The sequence below is a fragment of the Novosphingobium olei genome (assembly GCF_037076535.1).
Classification (GTDB): domain Bacteria; phylum Pseudomonadota; class Alphaproteobacteria; order Sphingomonadales; family Sphingomonadaceae; genus Novosphingobium; species Novosphingobium olei.
Genome location: NZ_AP029021.1, coordinates 2,668,032 through 2,686,859 on the forward strand (window position 1 = coordinate 2,668,032; position 18,828 = coordinate 2,686,859).

Annotated in this window: 19 protein-coding genes; 7 read left to right on the top strand and 12 right to left on the bottom strand. The window is 67.0% G+C overall.

The annotated features are described in order from the left end of the window. Positions 1-151 precede the first annotated feature (151 nt). Positions 152-1,447 carry an O-acetylhomoserine aminocarboxypropyltransferase/cysteine synthase family protein gene (locus tag AACH40_RS12550; protein WP_338642697.1) on the top strand — a complete coding sequence of 432 codons (1,296 nt, stop codon included), beginning with the start codon at positions 152-154 and terminating at the stop codon, positions 1,445-1,447. Between the two features lie 108 nt (positions 1,448-1,555). Here the strand turns inward: AACH40_RS12550 and AACH40_RS12555 are convergent, their stop codons facing one another. Next, the gene (locus AACH40_RS12555) at positions 1,556-2,356 is read right to left on the bottom strand and encodes a flagellin (RefSeq protein ID WP_169491963.1); all 801 of its coding nucleotides are present in this window, start codon (positions 2,354-2,356) and stop codon (positions 1,556-1,558) included. 158 nt (positions 2,357-2,514) lie between these two features. Between AACH40_RS12555 and AACH40_RS12560 the strand changes: the two genes are divergently transcribed. Then, a complete protein-coding gene (locus AACH40_RS12560) occupies positions 2,515-5,304 on the top strand; it encodes an ATP-dependent DNA helicase (protein WP_338646076.1) in 2,790 nt (929 codons plus the stop codon). Next, positions 5,301-5,846, top strand: coding sequence for a histidine phosphatase family protein (locus AACH40_RS12565; protein WP_169491961.1), 546 nt, complete (start codon positions 5,301-5,303; stop codon positions 5,844-5,846). Before AACH40_RS12560 ends, AACH40_RS12565 begins: the two co-directional genes overlap by 4 nt. A 36-nt stretch (positions 5,847-5,882) precedes the next feature. On the opposite strand, the gene AACH40_RS12570 is transcribed toward AACH40_RS12565, so the two are convergent. From AACH40_RS12570 to AACH40_RS12580, 3 genes are all read right to left on the bottom strand, one after another. Continuing rightward, positions 5,883-6,581, bottom strand: coding sequence for a spermidine synthase (locus AACH40_RS12570; protein ID WP_338646078.1), 699 nt, complete (start codon positions 6,579-6,581; stop codon positions 5,883-5,885). A 30-nt stretch (positions 6,582-6,611) separates the two neighbouring features. Then, positions 6,612-6,938, bottom strand: a complete 327-nt coding sequence (locus AACH40_RS12575; RefSeq protein ID WP_338642698.1) for a DUF6481 family protein — start codon at positions 6,936-6,938, stop codon at positions 6,612-6,614. A 192-nt stretch (positions 6,939-7,130) separates the two neighbouring features. Then, on the bottom strand, positions 7,131-7,469 hold the full coding sequence (locus AACH40_RS12580; RefSeq protein WP_338642699.1) for a GIY-YIG nuclease family protein: 339 nt from the start codon (positions 7,467-7,469) through the stop codon (positions 7,131-7,133). Between the two features lie 61 nt (positions 7,470-7,530). On the opposite strand from AACH40_RS12580, the gene AACH40_RS12585 reads away from it, so the two are divergent. Beyond that, positions 7,531-8,154 carry a DUF2239 family protein gene (locus AACH40_RS12585; RefSeq protein WP_338642700.1) on the top strand — a complete coding sequence of 208 codons (624 nt, stop codon included), beginning with the start codon at positions 7,531-7,533 and terminating at the stop codon, positions 8,152-8,154. Here AACH40_RS12585 and AACH40_RS12590 read toward each other — a convergent pair. The 5 genes from AACH40_RS12590 to rpmF all read right to left on the bottom strand — a co-directional run bounded on the left by AACH40_RS12590 (position 8,151) and on the right by rpmF (position 11,369). After that, positions 8,151-8,618, bottom strand: coding sequence for a MerR family transcriptional regulator (locus tag AACH40_RS12590; RefSeq protein WP_338642701.1), 468 nt, complete (start codon positions 8,616-8,618; stop codon positions 8,151-8,153). The two genes, AACH40_RS12585 and AACH40_RS12590, sit on opposite strands and share 4 nt — an antisense overlap. A gap of 11 nt (positions 8,619-8,629) precedes the next feature. Continuing rightward, the gene (locus AACH40_RS12595) at positions 8,630-8,929 is read right to left on the bottom strand and encodes an integration host factor subunit alpha (protein ID WP_169491956.1); all 300 of its coding nucleotides are present in this window, start codon (positions 8,927-8,929) and stop codon (positions 8,630-8,632) included. Positions 8,930-9,077: 148 nt separating this feature from the next. Continuing rightward, positions 9,078-10,055 (bottom strand): beta-ketoacyl-ACP synthase III, encoded by a 978-nt coding sequence (locus AACH40_RS12600; protein ID WP_338642702.1) that lies wholly within the window; start codon positions 10,053-10,055, stop codon positions 9,078-9,080. After that, on the bottom strand, positions 10,052-11,158 hold the full coding sequence (gene plsX, locus AACH40_RS12605; protein WP_338642703.1) for a phosphate acyltransferase PlsX: 1,107 nt from the start codon (positions 11,156-11,158) through the stop codon (positions 10,052-10,054). Before plsX ends, AACH40_RS12600 begins: the two co-directional genes overlap by 4 nt. Positions 11,159-11,189: 31 nt before the next feature. After that, positions 11,190-11,369, bottom strand: a complete 180-nt coding sequence (rpmF, locus tag AACH40_RS12610; RefSeq protein ID WP_169491953.1) for a 50S ribosomal protein L32 — start codon at positions 11,367-11,369, stop codon at positions 11,190-11,192. 219 nt (positions 11,370-11,588) lie between these two features. On the opposite strand from rpmF, the gene AACH40_RS12615 reads away from it, so the two are divergent. Continuing rightward, positions 11,589-11,978: an MAPEG family protein gene (locus tag AACH40_RS12615; RefSeq protein WP_169491952.1), complete on the top strand. Its 390-nt coding sequence runs from the start codon at positions 11,589-11,591 to the stop codon at positions 11,976-11,978. A gap of 48 nt (positions 11,979-12,026) precedes the next feature. On the opposite strand, the gene AACH40_RS12620 is transcribed toward AACH40_RS12615, so the two are convergent. Together AACH40_RS12620 and AACH40_RS12625 are read right to left on the bottom strand one after the other, a co-directional pair. Further along, on the bottom strand, positions 12,027-12,707 hold the full coding sequence (locus tag AACH40_RS12620) for an MBL fold metallo-hydrolase (protein ID WP_338642704.1): 681 nt from the start codon (positions 12,705-12,707) through the stop codon (positions 12,027-12,029). Between the two features lie 38 nt (positions 12,708-12,745). Beyond that, positions 12,746-13,498 carry a S24 family peptidase gene (locus tag AACH40_RS12625; RefSeq protein ID WP_338642705.1) on the bottom strand — a complete coding sequence of 251 codons (753 nt, stop codon included), beginning with the start codon at positions 13,496-13,498 and terminating at the stop codon, positions 12,746-12,748. 104 nt (positions 13,499-13,602) lie between these two features. Between AACH40_RS12625 and AACH40_RS12630 the strand changes: the two genes are divergently transcribed. Next, a complete protein-coding gene (locus tag AACH40_RS12630; protein WP_169491950.1) occupies positions 13,603-13,791 on the top strand; it encodes a hypothetical protein in 189 nt (62 codons plus the stop codon). Further along, positions 13,781-14,152, top strand: a complete 372-nt coding sequence (locus AACH40_RS12635) for a hypothetical protein (protein ID WP_338642706.1) — start codon at positions 13,781-13,783, stop codon at positions 14,150-14,152. The genes AACH40_RS12630 and AACH40_RS12635 overlap by 11 nt, the downstream gene beginning before the upstream one ends. 90 nt (positions 14,153-14,242) lie before the next feature. Here the strand turns inward: AACH40_RS12635 and AACH40_RS12640 are convergent, their stop codons facing one another. Beyond that, positions 14,243-18,820, bottom strand: coding sequence for a multiheme c-type cytochrome (locus AACH40_RS12640; RefSeq protein WP_338642707.1), 4,578 nt, complete (start codon positions 18,818-18,820; stop codon positions 14,243-14,245). Between the last annotated feature and the right edge of the window lie 8 nt (positions 18,821-18,828).

Below are 18,828 nucleotides of genomic sequence, written 5' to 3' on the forward strand. Positions count from 1 at the left end.
CGGCGGCAAGTCCGCGGGAATCAAGAGGAAACGAAGCTGACATGGGCGTCAGATATCACCGGCGCGCGCAGTAGGAAAATAGCCCCTTCCCGATAATCAACCAAATCGGTAGACAAATACCGATCCCGCTTCACGAAGAGGAATGCCTGCGATGACCGATCTTTCCAAGGCCCGTGCCGAAACGCTGGCGCTGCATGCCGGGTGGCGCGCCGATCCGACCACGGGTTCCGTGGCGGTGCCGATCCACCAGACGACGAGCTACCAGTTCCAGTCGACCGAGCACGCCGCCAACCTGTTTTCGCTGTCCGAGCTGGGCAACATCTACACCCGGCTGATGAACCCGACCACGGACGTGCTGGAACAGCGGCTGGCCGCACTGGAAGGCGGCGCGGCGGCGGTGGCGACGGCATCGGGCCAGGCGGCATCGACCTTTGCCGTGCTGAACCTTGCCCGCGCCGGCGACAACATCGTCAGCTCCACCAACCTGTATGGCGGCACGTGGAACCTGTTCGCCAACACGCTGAAGGATCTGGGCATCGAAGTGCGATTCGTCGATCCGGCCGATCCCGAAGGCTTTGCCCACGCCACCGACGATCGCACCCGCGCCTATTACGCCGAAAGCCTGCCCAATCCCAAGCTGGAGGTATTCCCGATTGCCGAAGTGGCCGCGATCGGCCGCGAATACGGCATTCCGCTGATCGTCGACAACACGGCGGCGCCGCTGCTGATCCGCCCGTTCGACCATGGCGCGGCCGTGGTCGTCTATTCCACGACCAAGTACATCGGCGGGCACGGCACCTCGATCGGCGGGGCGATCATCGATGGCGGCAATTTCGAATGGGATGCCATTCCCGAACGCCAGCCGCTGCTGAACACGCCCGACCCCAGCTATCACGGGGCGGTGTGGGCGCGCGACATCAAGCCACTGGGCCCCATCGCCTATGCCATCCGCGCCCGCGTGATCCTGCTGCGCGACATCGGCGCAGCGCTTTCGCCGTTCAACGCCTTCCAGCTGATCCAGGGACTGGAGACGCTGCCCCTGCGCATCGAGCGCCACAGCGAGAACGCGGCGAAGGTCGCAAGCTTCCTCGCCGCCCATCCCAAGGTGACCAAGGTGATCCACCCTTCGCAGGCCGAAGGCCGCGCGAAGCAGCTGGCGGACAAGTACCTGACGCGCGGAGCAGGCGGCCTGGTCGGGTTCGAGCTGGCAGGCGGGGCCGAAGCGGGCAAGCGGTTCATCAACGCGCTGGCGCTGTTCTACCACGTGGCCAACATCGGCGATGCGCGCAGCCTGGCAATCCATCCCGCATCGACCACGCATTCACAGCTTTCCGAACAGGAACAGGCGGCAACAGGGGTGAGCCCGGGCTATGTGCGCCTGTCGATCGGGATCGAGCACATCGACGATATCCTGGCCGACCTGGGCCAGGCGCTCGACGCGGCCTGAGCGCGCGGACGGACGCGCCCGCGGGCTGAATACCGAAAAGGCGGTCGCGCCCGAGCACGACCGCCTTCCCGTGGAGACGCTTTCCGAAGCAATGGAAGAAGGGGGGTATTACTTCAGAAGCGAAAGCACGTTCTGCTGGGCCTGGTTCGCCTGCGCGATCATCGCGGTCGAGGCCTGGCTCAGGATCTGCGACTTGGCCATCGCGGTGGTTTCCGCCGAATAGTCGGTATCGAGGATGCGGCTGCGGGCATCCGACAGGTTGGTGACGTTGTCGGTCAGGTTGCTGATCACCGATTCCAGCCGGTTCTGGCCGGCGCCGAACGAGGCGCGCGCCGCGCTGACTTCGGCAAGCGAGGTATCGACATCGCCCAGCGTGGTCGTGGCCGCCGTGGCGAGCGAGACGTCGAAGGTGACGGTGGCGATGCCCTTGCTGGTGATGTCGACCGTGTCGGTCGATTCACCGCCCACCTGGATGGTGAAGGTGCTGTCGGCGGTGCCGAACACGTTGTTGCCGTTGAACTTGGTGTTGGCGAGCACGTCGTTGATCTGGGTCGCCAGTTCCTGAACTTCGGCGTCCATGTAGCCGCGGTCGGTATCCTGGTAGGTGCCCGAGGCCGACTGCACGGCCAGTTCGCGGACGCGCTGGAGCATGTTGGTGACTTCGTTCAGCGCGCCGTCTGCGGTCTGGGCAAGCGAGATGCCGTCGTTGGCGTTGCGGATGCCCTGGCTCATGCCCTTGATCTGCGAGGTCATGGTGGTGGTGATCGCAAGGCCCGCGGCATCGTCCTTGGCGCCGTTGATGCGCTTGCCGGTCGACAGGCGTTCCATCGCGATGCCGGCCATCTTGCCAGCGGCGTTCGAAGCATTGGCCGCCTTGAGCGCGGCGATATTGGTGTTGATGACTGCCATTTCCCATTCTCCACTATGGGGCCGGAGTGACGCTCCGTTCCGTGTTCCGAAGCCAAGAACGGCGGGGGGCGCGAGGTGTTAAGGGGGGATATTCGACGGCGCGGGACTTGCCCGCTGTTCCGTTTCCGTTCACTGGAGAGCTGCCAACCGGAGCGATGATGAAACCGCTGCAGATCCCCGCCATTCACGCCTCCCACGGGGGATGCTGGCTGCGGCGCCCAGACCTTGTGGGCGACATGCTGGGCGCCACCACGCGCGGCGTGGGCAAGGGCGAGGCGATCATGGCGGTGTCGGACACGCCGCTGCTGATGCTCAATGCGCCGCTGGTGGCAAGCCGGCTGGGCTATCCCGATCTTTCAGGCCTCGACCTGCTCGAACTGTTCGCTTTCGTCCATCCGGCGCGGTTCGTGGTGCCGACGCCCAAGGGCATGGCCCACGCGCTGGGGCTCGAACCCCCGGCAGGCGATGCCGACGTGCCCGAACTGCTGCAGCGCGCGGCCGGTGCGCTGCTGGCGACGTGCGAGGCCGAGGACTGGCCCGAGCGCGAGGGCGCGTGGACCGCGCTGCAATCGCTGGTGCGGCTGCGCTGGCCCTGGGCGGGGCTGGTCACGCCGCATCTGCGCAAGCCGGAAAAGGCCGAGCGCTGGCTGTTCGCGCGGCTGCCGGAATGGGAGGAAGCGCCCGAACGCCCGCAGCCCGCGCAAGTGGTGCTCGGCGCGGCGGAGATCGGCCTGCGGCTGTCGGCCCTCACCGGCGAAGGCGCGGAGGAGCGGGCCAGCCAGCTCGCCTTTGCCGAAGCGGTGGGCGCGGCCTTTGCGCCAAGGCGGGGCACACGCGAACCGCACGTGGTGCTGGCGCAGGCGGGCACGGGCACGGGCAAGACGCTGGGCTATCTGGCGCCCGCCTCGCTATGGTCGGCCAAGAGCGGCGGGACGGTGTGGGTTTCGACCTACACGAAGGCGCTGCAACGCCAGCTGCGGCGCGAAAGCCGGCGCGCCTATGGCGAAGGTGCGGCGGGCGGCCAGCAGCCCGTGGTGGTGCGCAAGGGGCGCGAGAACTACCTCTGCCTGCTCAATCTGGAGGATGCGCTGCAGGGCGGCTTCCAGGGCCGCGCGGCGATCCTGGCGCAGCTGGTGGCGCGCTGGGCGGCTTATAGCCAGGACGGCGACATGATCGGCGGCGATCTGCCGGGCTGGCTCGGCACGCTGTTCCGCAAGCGCGGGGTGACGGCGCTGACCGACCAGCGCGGCGAATGCGTCTATGCCGGGTGCCCGCATTACCGGAAGTGCTTCATCGAACGCTCGGCACGGGCTTCGGCGGGGGCGGAACTGGTGATCGCCAACCACGCGCTGGTGATGGTCAACGCGGCGCGCGGGCGCGATATCGCCAACCGGCCGACGCGGGTGGTGTTCGACGAAGGCCATCACGTGTTCGAAGCGGCGGATTCGACCTTCTCCGCCGCGCTGACCGGGGCCGAGACGATCGAGCTGCGGCGCTGGGTGATCGGCCCCGAAGGCAAGTCGCGCGGGCGACGGCGGGGACTTTCGGCGCGGCTGGCCGATGTGGCGAGCTATGACGAACAGGGCGCGCTGGCGATTACCGAGGCGGTCGAGGCGGCGCAGGCCTTGCCCTCCGACGGCTGGCTGGGACGGATCGTGGAAGGCGCGCCGTTCGGCCCGGTCGAGGATCTGCTCGGCGCGGTGCGCGCGCTCGTCTACGCGCGCGACGAGAATGGCGGTAGCGAAGCGGGGTACGGCCTCGAAACCGAAGTCGCGCAGCTCGACGGGCCGTTTGTGGAAATCGCCGGCCGCGCGCAGGAGGCGCTGGAAGCGCTGCGCCAGCCGCTGGTCCGCCTGGGATTGCGGCTGGAGGCGCTGATCGAGGACGGGCCCGACTGGCTCGACGGCCCGGCGCGCGCGCGGATCGAAGGCGCGCGCGGGGCGATCGGCTGGCGCAGCGACCTGATCGGCGGGTGGATCGCGCTGCTGGCAAGGCTGGGCGGTCCCGCCGACCGCGATTTCGTCGACTGGCTGGCGGTCGACCGTTCGGACGGGCGCGAATGGGACATCGGCCTGCACCGCCACTACCTCGATCCGATGAAGCCGTTCGCCGAAACGGTGCTCGCCCCCGCGCACGGCGTGGTGCTGACCAGCGCGACGCTGTGCGACCGCAGCGGAGCGAGCGGGGGCGAGACCGGCGGCGACGACTGGGACAGCGCGGTCACCCGCAGCGGCGCGCAGCATCTGGAGGTGGCGCCCAAGCTGTTCAGCGCGGAAAGCCCGTTCGACTATGCCGCCCAGGCCGAAGTGCTGATCGTGACCGACGTTGCCAAGGGCGACATTGCCGCGCTCGCCGGCGCCTATGGCCGGCTGATCGAATCGGCTGGCGGCGGCGTGCTGGGCCTGTTCACCGCGATCCGGCGGCTGCGCGCGGTCTATGGCCGCATCGCCGACCGCCTCGCCCGCGCCGGGCTGCCGCTCTATGCCCAGCATGTCGATCCGATCGACACCGGCACGCTGGTCGACATCTTCCGCGACGATCCGCGCGCCAGCCTGCTCGGCACCGATGCCCTGCGCGATGGCGTGGATGTGCCGGGCGATTCGCTGCGGCTGGTGGTGATGGAACAGGTGCCCTGGCCCAAGCCATCGATCCTGCACCGCGCGCGGCGGCTGGCGGCCAAGGACAGCGGCGGTGGGCAGCGGCACGATGATCGCATCATCCGCGCGCGGCTGGCGCAGGCGTTCGGGCGGCTGATCCGTTCGGGCACCGACCGGGGGCATTTCGTGGTGCTGTCGGCGGCGTTCCCTTCGCGCCTGCTCAGCGCCTTCCCGCCGGGCACGCCGGTGCGCCGGGTCACGCTCGATGCGGCTTTACAATTGATCGCTGCCGGTGTTTCAGGGAGCGAACCGGCGGCTTCGCCCGCAGCCATCGACGGAAGGACCGCGTGAAGACCCTGGCCCTGTTCCGCCACGCCAAGTCCGACTGGAGCGATGCCCGCGCCCGCGACTTCGACCGCCCGCTGAACCTGCGCGGCCAGCGCGGCGCGCTGGCGATGGGGCAGCACATCCGTTCGACCGGGCGCCGCTTCGACCGCATGATCGCATCGCCCGCGGTGCGCGTGGCCGAAACCATCGAGACATCGAGCAAGGCCTGGGGCCGCAGCTTCCCGGTCGAATGGGACCGGCGCATCTACCTTGCCAGCAGCGCGGTGCTGATGGACCTGCTGCGCGAAATCGCGGGCGATCCGAAGAGCGTGCTGATGGTGGGCCACAATCCCGGCTTGGAAGACCTGATCTTCGACCTGGTGCCCGACGATGGCAGCAGCCCTTTGCGCGACGTGGTGGTCCAGAAATTCCCGACCGCGACCTATGCGGTGATGGAACTTGCGATCGACCGCTGGGCGGACCTTGAGGAAGGCTGCGCCAGGCTGGTCGAGCTGAAACGCCCGCGCGATCTCGACCCGGAGCTGGGGCCCGAATTGCCCGATTGAGCGATGGCTGGCGCGCCTGCCATCGCCACCAGCCGGTCAGTCGCGCCGGGTCGCCATGATGATGACGTGCTGTTCGCCTGGCTTGGCGGGGCACGAATCCGCGCCGCGGCCTGTCTCGATCACGGTGACCGAAAAACCGCTGCGGGCGAGCGTTCCGGCAAACCGGTCATCGTGCGTGGCGGACCAGATGCCGAGTATGCCGCCATCCTTCAGCGCAGAGCGCGCGGCGGCGAGGCCTGCGGCGGAATAGAGCCAGTCGTTCGCGCGGCGGGTCAGCCCTTCGGGTCCGTTGTCGACATCGAGCAGGATGCAATCATAGCCCTGCCGCGCGGATTCGATCAGCAGGGCGACGTCTTCCTGAACCAGCTGCACGCGCGGATCGTCGAGGCAGCCGAAGGTGATCGCCGCCATCGGACCTTTCGCCCATTCGACGATCTTGGGCACGATTTCGGCAACCGTCACTTCGGCATCGGGGCCGAGCGCACGCAGCGCGGCGCGCAGCGTGAAGCCCATGCCATACCCGCCGATCAGCATGTGGACGGGCGCGCGGTCAGCCAATTCTGCGCAGACCGCGCTCGCCAGCACGCCTTCCGAAGCCGAAAAGTCCGTGCTCATCAGTTCGTTGTCGTCGAGCAGGATCGCGAAATCGGTGCCGCTCTGGACAAGGCGGAGCCTGCTCCCGTCGGGCACGAAGGCCGTGTCGACAAGATGTTCGCCGGCATTGAGCGCGGACATGCCGCTGGCGGGGGCAGGATCGGGCAAGCGTTACTTCTTGCGCGCCTTGCGGGCCGCATACTTGGCGTCCCGGGCTGCCTTGCGCTCCGCTTCGGTCAGTGCAGGCGCCACCTTGGCGGCGCTTTCCGCCTTGGCGGCGCGCTCGGCCTTGTCGGCCAGTTCCTGCGCCTTCTTCGCCTTGAGCAAGGCGCGCTTTTCGGCCTGCGCCTTCTCGCGCGCTTCGGCCGCAGCGATGCGTTCGGCCTGCGCTATGGGATCGAGCGGCGCCCGTGCCTTGAGCTTTGCGAGAGCCGCTTCGCGCGCAGAGGCTGCTGCTGCGCGCCGGGCTTCGAGCCCGGGTTCCTTGTAACCTGCCATAAAACGGGGTCGTCTCCGAAGGAAGGCGCTTGCCGATCCGCGCGATGGGATAGCAGTCTGCCAGAATATGCCTGGTGGCGAGCAATGCCCGTTCTTTCGAGCTGAGCCTGCGTGGCGGCACCGACATCGGCAGCCCTACGCCCTATCGCACGCGATGTCACGGACTGTTGTCCTTTCCGGGGCGGCGGCGCCCTATGCTTTGGCCGCCCCCAGCCGTTCGGCCCAGGCGCTGACGCCGTCGCGCAGCTTGCGATTGCGGCTGGCAGGGGTCTCGTCGTCGCAATCGAAGCTCTCGACGATCTCCAGCGAGAAGGCGTCTTCGCCATGCTGGCGCCACGCCTCCTGCAGGGTGCGGTGCGGATTGGCGCCTTGGCGCAGCGTGAACCAGACGCGGTTGCGGATGGTGGTCACGTCCGGCGCAGCGCCGGTCCACACGCCATCCGACGCGCTGCAGCGGATGACATAGATCCCCGCCTCCACCTTGCGCTGGCGATAGGTGGCAACGGCCGCCTTGCGATCGGGACGCTCCATCGTGGCTCCATTTTCATACGGGTTAATTGACATTATTTAATCCGGGTATATTTATGCCGACATGAACGATGTGCTGTCAATCCCCTGCTCGGCCTTTGCCGGGTTCTCGCTCGTCGCCCAAGGCAGCGTGGTCGACGTGGCGCTGGCGCTGCGCGATCTGGTGATGCCAGTCGATGCGCCGCCGGTGCTGATCTTCGACGACCTGTCCGGCGGGCAGATCGACCTCAACCTGCGCGGATCGACCGCCGACGTGGTGCGGCGGCTGGGCGAGCATCCGGCGCTGCTGCGGCTTGTCGCCAGTACCGATGCTGCAGCGGTGGCGGATGGGGAGAGCGATGCGCCGCGCGGCCGGGGTCGGCCCAAGCTCGGCGTGGTGGCGCGCGAGGTGACGCTGCTGCCGCGGCACTGGGACTGGCTCGCCAGCCAGCCGGGCGGCGCTTCGCAAGCCCTGCGGCGGCTGGTGGACCAGGCGCGCAAGCGCGATGCCGGACGCACAGACGAGCGCGCGGCGCGCGAGCGGGCCTATCGCTTCATCTCCGCGCTGGCGGGTGATCTGCCCGATTTCGAGACGGCCTCGCGCGCGCTGTTTGCCGGCGACGCGACCGCGTTCGCAGCCAGCATCGCGGCGTGGCCGCCAGACGTGCGCCGACATGCGCTGCGGCTGGCGGAGATCAACGCCGCCTAGTCGGCGATGGCGAGGGCGAGCCGTTCGCGGATGGCGGAGAGGTGCCCGGCAAGGACGCGCAGCGCCTCGACCACCTCGTCCTCACCACCGTCGAGCGGTAGGGTGGGTTGTGGCGCGGCCGCTTGCGATGGGGCCGGGTGCGGCGGCGCGGCGGGTTCGACCCGCGCGGCCGCCGGCTTGCCTGCCGACAGCAGGGTCTGGCGCGCGCCCTTGATCGTGTAGCCTTCGCCGTGGAGCAACTGGTTGATCTGCTGCACCAGCGCCACGTCCTCGGGCCGGTAATAGCGCCGGCCACCGGCCCGCGTCAGCGGGCGCAGCATCGGGAACTGTTCTTCCCAATAGCGCAGGACGTGCTGCTTGAGCCCGAGCGCCTTGGCCACTTCGCCGATGGTGCGCAGCGCATCGGGCGCCTTGCCATCGTCGAATACGGGAGCCGAGGAAGCTGCGGGTGGCTTTGCGGTCATCTAGTTTCCGGTCAGGACCCGGTGCAGATGCGATCCTTGAGCATCTGGCTGGCGCGGAAGGTGAGCACGCGGCGCGGCGTGATCGGCACTTCGATCCCGGTCTTGGGATTGCGGCCGACGCGCTCTGCCTTGTCGCGCAGGAGGAAGGTGCCGAAGCCGGAGATCTTCACATTCTCGCCCTCGCCCAGCGCACCGCACATGTGGCCAAGGATCGCTTCGACCATTTCGAGCGAGTCCGCACGCGACAGACCGACGCGGCGATTGATGCTTTCCGCGAGATCGGCGCGGGTCAAGGTACCTACAGAACGCATTCTAGCTCATCCCCCCAGATGACAGAACAATCCGGGCCGTGATCATAACGCGAATTCTCGCCAGCGCAATCCAATGCCCTGTGATAAAAGGAAATGCGTACCGTAATGAAACCTTGTTGAACAAGGTGACAATTGAAACTTCCGCCGGTCAGAAGCGGGCGAGGCTGGCGCCCCAGGTGAAGCCGCCGCCCATCGCTTCGAACATCACCAGGTCCCCCTTGCCGATGCGCCCATCGCGCACGGCGGTGTCGAACGCGAGCGGGACCGAAGCCGCGCTGGTGTTGGCGTGCCTGTCGACGGTGACGATGACCTTCTCGATCGGCAGCGACAGCTTGCGCGCGGTGGCATCGAGAATGCGGAAATTGGCCTGATGCGGCACGACCCAGTCGATATCGGACGGGGCGTGGCCGGACGCTCCAAGCACTTCGGACAGCACGTTGGCGAGATTGGTCACCGCGTGGCGGAAGACTTCGCGGCCCTTCATGCGCAGCTTGCCGACGGTGCCGGTGGTCGAAGGCCCGCCATCGACGAATAGCAGTTCGTTGTGCGCGCCATCGGCGTGGAGCCGGCTGGCGATGATGCCCGGTGCGTTGGGGTCGTTCTCGTCGACCTCCTGCGCTTCGAGCACCAGTGCGCCCGCGCCATCGCCGAAGAGCACGCAGGTGGTGCGGTCTTCCCAATCGAGGATGCGGCTGAAGGTTTCCGCGCCGATCACCAGCGCGCGCCTGGCCATGCCGGTGCGCAGCAGCGAATCGGCGGTGGCGAGCGCGTAGAGGAAGCCCGAGCAGACCGCGGCCACGTCGAAGGCGATGCCGCCGTTGCAGCCTAGCCGGTCCTGCACGATGGTGGCGGTGGCGGGAAAGGTCTGGTCGGGCGTGGCCGTGGCAAGCACGATCAGGTCGATAGACCTCGCTTCGACGCCTGCAGCGTCGAGCGCGCGGCGCGCCGCTTCGGTGGCGAGCGAGGCGGTGGTTTCGCCCTCGCCCGCGATGTAGCGCTGGCGAATGCCGGTCCGCTCGACGATCCATTCGTCGGTGGTATCGACCATCTGCGCCATTTCGGCGTTGGTCACGAGACGCGCCGGCAGCGCGGAACCGCTGCCCAGGATAACCGAACGCACGCTCATGCCCCTTCCCCGGAAACCTCTTGTTCGGCGCCGGCGGCTTGCGGCTGCGCCTTGGTGTTGCGGCCCGAGGACCGGAAGGCTTCGGCCCCGACGCGCGTCAGGTCGGCCGCGATCCGTTCGGTGAGGTTTTCCTCAAGCAGGCGCGCGGCGACGGCAACGGCGTGGGCAACGCCCAGCGCGGACGCACCGCCGTGGCTTTTGACCACGAGCCCGTTCAGGCCGAGGAAGACCGCGCCGTTGTGATTGTTCGGATCGAGATGGTGCTTGAGCAGCTCGGTCGCGGGCTTCGAGATGAGGAAGCCGAACTTCGAGCGCAGCGACGAGGAGAAGCTGCGGCGCAGCAGGTCGGCCACGAAGCGAGCCGCGCCTTCCATCGCCTTCAGCGCGATGTTGCCGGAAAAGCCATCGGTGACCACGACATCGACGTTGCCGCGCGAGATCTTGTCCGCTTCGATGAAGCCGTCGAACGAGAAGGCGAGCTGTTCAGCCGCGGCCTTGAGCGCCGAGGCGGCATCGCGCAGGTTGTCGGTGCCCTTGGTCTCTTCGCTGCCGATGTTGAGCAGGCGCACGCTGGGCGCATCGAGTCCATGGACGATCCGCGCATAGGCCGCGCCCATGATCGCGAACTGGATCAGGTTGCGCGTGTCGCACTCGGTATTGGCACCGAGATCGAGCATGACGAGATCGTGTTCGCCGAGCGTTGGCAGCAGGGCGGCGAGCGCGGGGCGATCGATGCCGGGCATCGTGCGCAGCGCAAGCTTGGCCATGGCCATCAGTGCGCCGGTGTTGCCGGCGCTGACCGCGACTCCGGCCTGCCCGCGCTTCACCGCGTCGATGGCAAGACCCATCGACGTGGTCTTGGCACGGCGCAGGGCCTGCGTCGGCTTCTCGTCACCCGACACGACGTCGGGCGCGTGGAGAATTTCCGACGCGGCCTTGAGATTGGGGTGATTCTCGAGCGCCTGGGCGATGCGCGTTTCGTCCCCGACGAGCAGGAACTTGAAACGATCGTGGCGGCGACGGGCAAGCGCCGCGCCTTCGATCATCACGCGCACGCCTTCATCGCCGCCCATCGCATCGACAGCGATACGCGGCAGGCTCATTTTCTAGCGATCCCCCCGGAAACCGGTCAGCTTAGACGCCGACGGCGAGGACTTCGCGACCGTTGTAGTGACCGCAGGCCGTGCACAGGTTGTGCGGGCGCTTCAGTTCACCGCAGTTCGAGCATTCGTGGAAGGCTTCGACCTTCAGCGCATCATGGCTGCGACGCATGCCGCGACGGCTGGGGGAAGTCTTTCGCTTGGGGACGGCCATCTCGGCACCTGTTCCTGATCAAAGTATCGTTGTGTCACGGGCGCGATAGGGAAATCGTTCCCGTCGCACAACCCCTGCGCGACACGCGGCACGAGACGGGAAACGGGGATTCGCCAATCGCGGGCGAAGGCGCGCCTATACGGATTTTGGGATGCTTTGCAAGCACAGCCGCGCTAGCGTCGGCACCGGGACGAAAACAACAGGGGGAGTACGAGAGGCATGTTCCTGCCCATTACCCTGGCTTCGGCGGCTGCCGCGGCCTTCATCAACATCTGGCTGTCGGTGCGCATCGGCATGATCCGCACCGCCAAGAAGATTTCCGTCGGCGACGGCGGCGACGAGGACCTGGTGCGGCGGATGCGCGCGCAGGCGAACTTCATTGAGAACACGCCCATAGTATTGGTACTGATCGGGGTGATCGAGGCTGCGCGCGCCGGCAACCCGTGGCTGATGGGCGTGGCAGCAGTCTACGCCCTGGGGCGCGTGGCGCACGGCGTGGGGATGGACGGCGGACCGCTGGGCTTTGGCCGCACGGTCGGTACGCTGATCACCATGCTGACGCAGATCGGCCTTGCCGTCTGGGCCATCACCATCGCCCTGGACATGTAAGGTGCAAGCGGGGGCGCCCGTCCGGGTGCCCTCGCAAGCCTTCCGCCTTCAGCTCAGCATGTAGTCGCTGACGAAGGCATTCATCTTGCGCTCCTGGCCGAACGTGCTGGTGGGGCCATGCCCCGGCACGAAGCGCACTTCGCTGCCGAGCGGCCAGAGCTTCTGCGTGATCGAATCGATCAGTTGCTGGTGATTGCCGAGCGGGAAGTCGGTCCGCCCGATCGAGCCCTGGAAGATCACGTCGCCCACGATGGCGAAATTCGACGGGCCGTGATGGAACACCACGTGGCCCGGCGTGTGGCCGGGGCAATGGATCACATCGAGCACCAGATCGCCGATGGTGACGGTATCGCCATCGTGCAGCCAGCGGTCGGGTTCGAACGCTTCGCCATCGATGCCATACTTGGCGCCATCTTCGCCGAGCTTCGCAATCCAGTAGCGGTCCGCCTCTTCCGGTCCTTCGATCGGCACGCCCAATTCGCGGGCGAAGATCCCGGTCGATCCGCAGTGATCGATGTGGCCGTGGGTGACGAGCAGCTTTTCGATGGTGACGCCGGTCTTTTCGATCGCCATGCGCAGGCGGGCAAGATCGCCACCGGCATCGATGAAGGCCCCGCGCATCGTCTTGGTGCACCACACCAGCGTGCAGTTCTGCTGCAGCGGGGTGACGGGAATGATCGCCACCTTCATCGGCGGTTCGGCGGCGGGTGTCTGGGTCGCTTCGGTCATGGGCGGAAGATGGCGGCTCCGCCTCTCGCACGCAAGCCTTAGAGCCGCCCGCCCTTCCACACGACGCGGCCAACGATCTCCACCTCGGCCACGGGGCGTTCCATGCGCGGGTAGGCGGGGTTGTCGCTGATCACGCGGATCGTGCCGGCAGGCCCTGTCTCCAGCCGCTTGACGAGCAGCACATCGTCGAGGCGGATCACGTGAACCCCGGCGCGCATCGGGCGCGGGCTGCGATCAACGAGGATCTCGTCGCCATCGCGCAAGGTCGGCTCCATCGAATCGCCCTCGACCTCGATCACCGAGAGATTGGCGGGTTCGAGCCCCTGCCCCTTGAGCCAGCGGTTGTTGAAGCGCAGGCGGCCCGAGGGAATTTCTTCGCCCGCCATCGCGCCGGGCCCGGCCGAGGCGCCCAGCGGCAGGCGCGGAATGTCGGCCCATTCGGCCAGCGCTGCCGGAACCGTGCGCTCCGCAGTCCTGGCCACCTGACGTGCCGGCTGGAGCGGGGCAACGCCGGGCAGATCGACCACCACGACACCGCCGCGCGCCGGGGCGCCGAGCTCGCTTTCATCCACGCCGAAGAATTCGGCAAGCGTGCGCCGGTCGTTCTCCTCCAGCTTCCGCGGCGATCCCTTGCGCACGAACTGCTGCAGGTACGTGGTGTTGCGACCGATCAGCGCGGAAAGCGCAGAGAGGCTGACGCTGCGGGCATTGGCCAGCTCGAGCAGGCGGCCCCGCGGCCCGTCGATGGAATTTTCCGCAGCCAGATCAGGACTTTCGCCAAACCTTGCCATTTCCTCACTCCGATTTCGAAGGACTTTTCCTAGAAGAGTTGGATTTCACCGTCAACATAGGATTTATACAACGCCGAGTCTCAGTGAGGAAAAGGAATTCGCCGATGCTCCTGCAGAAGATCGAGAAGTTCATCGCGGTGACCGGGATGCCCGTCACCAAGTTCGGCCGCCTTGCCGCGCATGATCCGCGCCTGATCGGCGATCTGCGCAATGGCCGTGATCCGCGTCCCGCGATGGTGGAACGCGTGGAACATTTCATGAACGAATACGTGGGGACTGTCCATGCTGCTTGATCTGAACCTGCTCGAAAACGTCGAGCCCAAGGCGCCGCGAGTCCGCCCGACGATGGGCGAGCGCCTGGTCACCGCAGTCCGTCGTCTTGCTGGAGAGCGCGCCTGCATCGCCAGCCATGGCGAGACGCCCTGGGCCAGCGTGACCTTCTCCGGCTCTCGCCACAGCGTGGTGCTGCGCTTCGAGGGATGGGAAGCCTGCGACGACGGCGAAACCTTCATCGCGGAACTGCCCGAGCATGAATTCACCTTGCCGGGCGTGCTGGTGGCCGACGCAAGCGTTGTCCGCAACGAGCAGGTCCTGCTGCCCGAGCCGGTGCTGGAAGTCGAGGTGGAGCTGCTGCTGCTCAACACCAAGGAGTGAGGGCCTTGGCGAGGGCGAATGTGCCCTCGCCCGTCGCGGACCCACCCCTGCACGGCGCAGCCCCGCACCGCCGGGGCAGACGCGCCCTGCTCAGTCGATCCGCGCCTTGGCCATCAGTTGCGGTGCGGTCTTCGCCCCCACCCAGAGCTTCATGTCGACGCTGTTCGACACCTTGAACGGCTCGCCCCGGCTGTTGAGGAACAGCTCCTCCATTTCCTTGCGATTGAACGGCCGCGATCCGAGGCGGCCGAACACCGCGATCTGGCCGCCGGTCTCGTCCACCCCGCGATCGCGGTCGAGCCCCTTCGACATTGCCAGCGCCGGACTTGGCGTGCGGGCCCAGGCGATCAGCTCGGGCTTGGGCTCGGGCGCGAAGCCATAGAAGTTGGGTTGGCTCGCCGGGCTGGTCAGCTGCACCACCTTCATCCCGTTCCGCCCGTCCGCCACGTAGGCGAAGAGCGAGGCGTTGGTCGAGCCGACGATCACGTCCTCGGCATCGTTCAGCTGCCCGTCGGCGGTGAACTGCTGGTAGATGGCGGGCCTGGTCGGCGCGGTGACATCGACGATGACCAGACCCTGCGCCTTCGCCGCGACATAGGCGTAGGTGCGCGCCACATAGACGCGGCGCGCATCGGCCAGCGGCACGGTCGCCTGCGGCACCGGCTTCGGCTCGGCCAGGTTGGTCACGTCCATCAACTCGAGCCCGTTGGCCGTCGTCACCCACAGGTAGCGGAACTGCACCGCCGTGGCGCGCGGATCCTTGAGCGGCACGACCGAGGTGATGCTGGGGTTGAGGCAGGTGGTCTTGCCCGAAACCTCGCATGGGCGGTCGGGCGACCATGCAGCCGGCAGGTGCACGGTCACCAGCGCCTTGTCGGTGACGATGTAGGCGTAATCGCCCGCCAGCGTGATATGGCGCGCCCCCGTCAGCACGCCGCCCGGATTGAAGGTGAGCGCGCGGTCGAAGAAGTTGTTGCGGAATTCGCCGTCGGCCAGCGTGTCCACATTCACCGCGATCAGCCCTTCCACCGCATCGGTGACGAAGGCGTAGTGGTAGATCGGGCTGAACGGCTGTTCCTGGTTGACCGTGCGCAGCTCGACCGTGTTGCGGGTGGGCGCAATCGACTGGTTGGTCGGCAGCGCCATGCAGGTGGCGTTGCTGGTCTTCACATGGGTATCGTGCCCCAGCGGGGAGAACGGCGCGGTGGTGATCCTTTCGGAGAAGCCCTTGTTGGCGACCGAGGCGATGTCATAGGCGCGGAAACCGCCTGTCCCTTCGGCAACGTACATGTATTCGCCGCGCATCTGCAGGCAGCGCACGGCATCGACTGTGCCCTTGGTGACGTTGGTGAATTCCTCGCGCCCGGTGGTTTCGCCCGACAGCTTGCCATTCATGATGGCGCCGCGCGTCCAGTCCTTCAGCTCGCGGCCGTTCTTCTCGACATGCTGGCGGTAGAAGTCGGGATAGGCATAGCGGTGCAGGTAGGAACCGATCACCGCCTGCGGTTCGTCCCACTCGGTCACGCGCACCGCCTCGAACCCGCCGGACAGGCCGGTCCAGGCGTTCATCCCGACGAAGTTGACATAGTTGGTGCCGAGCAGCAGCAGCTGCGCCATGATGGCGTTGTTGTCGTCCTGGTCCGACAGGTGGCAGTCGGTGCACTGCTTGGTTTCCTGCCGGCGGACGGTGTGCGGGAAGTGCGGCGCGAAGGCCTGTGACGAATAGCCGATCGCCGAGATCGGCGGCTGCTGTACGTAGATGCGTTCGCGGTTGATGTTGGTCGACGACAGGATCAGCGCCGAGCTGGAGCGGATCGGTGCGGTGATCGCCTTGCCCGAAACCGGGTTGCCTTCGGCATCGAACTGCACCGGATCGCTGCCCGACGACTTGTTGCGTTGGTGCTTGCCGAGCTGGAACATGTCGTCGCGCGCCACCTGCGGGTTATAGGTCGCGTAGTTCCGGGTGTAGTCTTCCTCGTACTTGTGGACCGCGCTCTTCCAGTTGGCCTCGATCGGCAGGTGGCAGCCGGCGCAGCTGGTGGTCCAGCTGAGGTGGCAGGTGAAGCAGGCCATGTCGTCGTCGCGGTGGGCGCGCGCTTCCTTGGGGATGCCGAGGCCGAAGCGGTACATCCCGTCCTCCGCCGCCGACTTGCCCATCAGCTTGGCGCGCGCCGCCTTGGGGTTGAACACGGGGCGCCCGTCGGGCTCGACCACGTTCTGGTATTGCGGATCGACCGATTCCTTCACCAGGCTGACCCGCCAGGTGAGCTTGGGATCGATGATCGAGCGCTGCAGCAGCACGCGCCGCCCGTTCTCCTCGGTCCATTCGAAGCGGCGCTGGCCATCGGCATTGCGCAGCAGCGAAAGGTTGGTGCCGCCCTTGGGCGCGGCGAGGTTCGAGGTCAGCAGCGTGGGGAAGGCATCGGGCGTGCCGTGGCAATCCTTGCAGCCGATCTCCACCGCGTTGGCGACTTCGCCATAGATCATGCCGTTGCCGTGGCTGTCCTGCGCGAAGTGGCAATCGGCGCACTGCATCCCGACCTGCGCGTGGATGTCCATCATGTGGACCGACTTGCCGGGGTTGTCGTACGAAGGATCGACGAACTTGCCCTCGCTGCCTTTCCGCCACTTTTCGGGATCGTCGGGGCTGACGATGTGCGCCTTGTCGGTGCCGTAGCTCGCCATGTCGCCATCGGCATCAAGCAGGTTGCCGCGCCGGTCGCGCTTGAGGATGGCGCGGAAATTCCAGCCGTGGCCATGGTAATCGGCGAACTGGGTGTCCTTATTGCCGGCGTTCAGGTCATAGACGTTGCGCAGGAATTCGACGTCGCGCCACAGACCGTGGGTGCTGGCTGCTTCGGGATTGCGATCGAGCACTTCGCGCTGTTCGACCATGTTCGGGTGAAACTGCGTCCTGAATGCCTTCTGCCACTGCGCGTCGGTCAACCCTTCGGGCCGCGGCGCAGTGTTTTCAGGGCCGGGCCACATGCGGGGCGCATCGGATTCGTAGTCCCACATGATGTAGCCGAGGTAGGTGTTCAGGAAGATGTTCGGCTGGTGCATGTGGCAGTTCATGCACTGCGCCGTGGGAATGGCGCGGGTGAAGGCATGGACCAGCGGGTGGCCGCGCTCGCGCTCCTGCATCGGCACATAGCCGCCGGCGGCGGGGCCATGCATGCCGCCTGCCCCATTGGTCCCATCCTTTGCATGACCTTGGGCATCGAGACCGGCGACGGCGTGCGCCTCGGCCTGGCTCATGCGGTGATCGTCCATCGAGCCGTGTGGAGCGACGCCTTGCGCGGGCGAGAAAGTCAGCTGTTCGGCCGAGGCAATGGCGCGTGCACAATCGCCCGCCATGTCGGCGCTCTGTTCGGGGTCGGTGGCATCGCCGCCAAGGTACTTGCCCCTGCCGCCGAGCACGGTGCCGCGCACGCGCTCTTCATGATGCTCCTTCGCGGCATCGAAGCTGCCATAGGCACCGACGCGGTGTCCGCCTTCGCGCAAGGTGTTGATCGTGGGATCGACGGTGATCGACTGCCCGTCGCGGCCGCACTTGCCATAGAGCGAGGAATGGCGCGGTTCGCGATCGTTGGCGTAGATCACGTGGCACGCGGCGCAGCCCGAGGAGCGATAGTCGCCCGGCTGGTCGTTGGTGCCCATCTGGAACAGGAACGGGTCGTTGAGGCGCGTCTTGTGGATGTTGAGCACCGGGATCGCGACGCGCAGGCCCGTGGCGGGACCACGGTTGGACTGCTTGAGATCGGGACGGCCCGGCTCATCGAGCTTCTGGATCGAGCCGGTCGAATTGGGCAGGCCGATTTCGGGGAACTGCGGGTTGATCGTGCGCCCGCCATCCTCGAACACGCGGAACACGTCGCCGGGAGGGATCGAGTTCCAGCGCGGCATCGGATAAAGCACGGGCAGCGCGCCGCGCGCCTTCTCCGCCGGGGTGACCGTGCCCCACATCGGCTTGCCATCGGGCCCGATGCGGGTGGAGGCAGACTTGAGCAGCGCCGGTTCGCCCTTGCGGGTAAAGCTTTCACCGAAGATGTAGTTTTTGAACGGGACGATGCCGTTGTTGTAGGCCGCCCCGCCCCACAGCATCGCGCCCGTGCTCATCAGCGAGCGTTCCGACGCTTCGATCATCTGCATGTGGCAGGCGCCGCAGGCTTCACGCGCAACGCGATAGTCCGACGGGTTGACGAAGCGGATGAATTCGGGCGCTTCCTTGGCAAGCAGCGCGTAGGATCGCTTGGGGTTCGCCGAACTCGGCCAGCCCCAGCCGCCGGGGAAGCGCGGCAGGACGTGCGCGTCCTTCATCGCCGCGAGATAGTCGATCGAGCCGCGGTTCCAGGACCGGTCCGCCACGATCTTCGTATTGCCGCCATGGCAATCGGCGCAGGACAGCACGACCGCAGGGCTGGCGTGCATGGTCTTGTGATCGCTCGCGGTGTGGCACGAAACGCACCCCGCGTTGGCGCGATCGACGTTGGCCCACTGTTCCTCGACCGTGTCGCCCGGCTGGATGCGGGGTGCGGGCGGCGCGCGGGTATAGGTGATCTTCTGTGCGACTTCTTCGCCGGAAGCCCACAGCGCGCTGGGCGCGAGAGCCATGGCGAGCAGCAGCGTGAGCGCGGCGGCAAGGCGGCGGAACGGGGCGGAAGACATCGTCGCGC

Excerpts from the sequence above, each read along its gene's own strand:
- AACH40_RS12550 (WP_338642697.1), top strand. The coding sequence starts at position 152 with ATGACCGATCTTTCCAAGGCCCGTGCCGAAACGCTGGCGCTGCATGCC.
- AACH40_RS12585 (WP_338642700.1), top strand. The coding sequence starts at position 7,531 with ATGAACGATGTGCTGTCAATCCCCTGCTCGGCCTTTGCCGGGTTCTCG.
- AACH40_RS12580 (WP_338642699.1), bottom strand. The coding sequence starts at position 7,469 with ATGGAGCGTCCCGATCGCAAGGCGGCCGTTGCCACCTATCGCCAGCGC.
- AACH40_RS12615 (WP_169491952.1), top strand. The coding sequence starts at position 11,589 with ATGTTCCTGCCCATTACCCTGGCTTCGGCGGCTGCCGCGGCCTTCATC.
- AACH40_RS12555 (WP_169491963.1), bottom strand. The coding sequence starts at position 2,356 with ATGGCAGTCATCAACACCAATATCGCCGCGCTCAAGGCGGCCAATGCT.
- rpmF (WP_169491953.1), bottom strand. The coding sequence starts at position 11,369 with ATGGCCGTCCCCAAGCGAAAGACTTCCCCCAGCCGTCGCGGCATGCGT.
- AACH40_RS12625 (WP_338642705.1), bottom strand. The coding sequence starts at position 13,498 with ATGGCAAGGTTTGGCGAAAGTCCTGATCTGGCTGCGGAAAATTCCATC.
- AACH40_RS12600 (WP_338642702.1), bottom strand. The coding sequence starts at position 10,055 with ATGAGCGTGCGTTCGGTTATCCTGGGCAGCGGTTCCGCGCTGCCGGCG.
- AACH40_RS12570 (WP_338646078.1), bottom strand. The coding sequence starts at position 6,581 with ATGTCCGCGCTCAATGCCGGCGAACATCTTGTCGACACGGCCTTCGTG.
- AACH40_RS12560 (WP_338646076.1), top strand. The coding sequence starts at position 2,515 with ATGAAACCGCTGCAGATCCCCGCCATTCACGCCTCCCACGGGGGATGC.
- AACH40_RS12635 (WP_338642706.1), top strand. The coding sequence starts at position 13,781 with ATGCTGCTTGATCTGAACCTGCTCGAAAACGTCGAGCCCAAGGCGCCG.
- AACH40_RS12630 (WP_169491950.1), top strand. The coding sequence starts at position 13,603 with ATGCTCCTGCAGAAGATCGAGAAGTTCATCGCGGTGACCGGGATGCCC.
- AACH40_RS12640 (WP_338642707.1), bottom strand. The coding sequence starts at position 18,820 with ATGTCTTCCGCCCCGTTCCGCCGCCTTGCCGCCGCGCTCACGCTGCTG.
- AACH40_RS12575 (WP_338642698.1), bottom strand. The coding sequence starts at position 6,938 with ATGGCAGGTTACAAGGAACCCGGGCTCGAAGCCCGGCGCGCAGCAGCA.
- AACH40_RS12595 (WP_169491956.1), bottom strand. The coding sequence starts at position 8,929 with ATGCGTTCTGTAGGTACCTTGACCCGCGCCGATCTCGCGGAAAGCATC.
- AACH40_RS12620 (WP_338642704.1), bottom strand. The coding sequence starts at position 12,707 with ATGACCGAAGCGACCCAGACACCCGCCGCCGAACCGCCGATGAAGGTG.
- plsX (WP_338642703.1), bottom strand. The coding sequence starts at position 11,158 with ATGAGCCTGCCGCGTATCGCTGTCGATGCGATGGGCGGCGATGAAGGC.
- AACH40_RS12590 (WP_338642701.1), bottom strand. The coding sequence starts at position 8,618 with ATGACCGCAAAGCCACCCGCAGCTTCCTCGGCTCCCGTATTCGACGAT.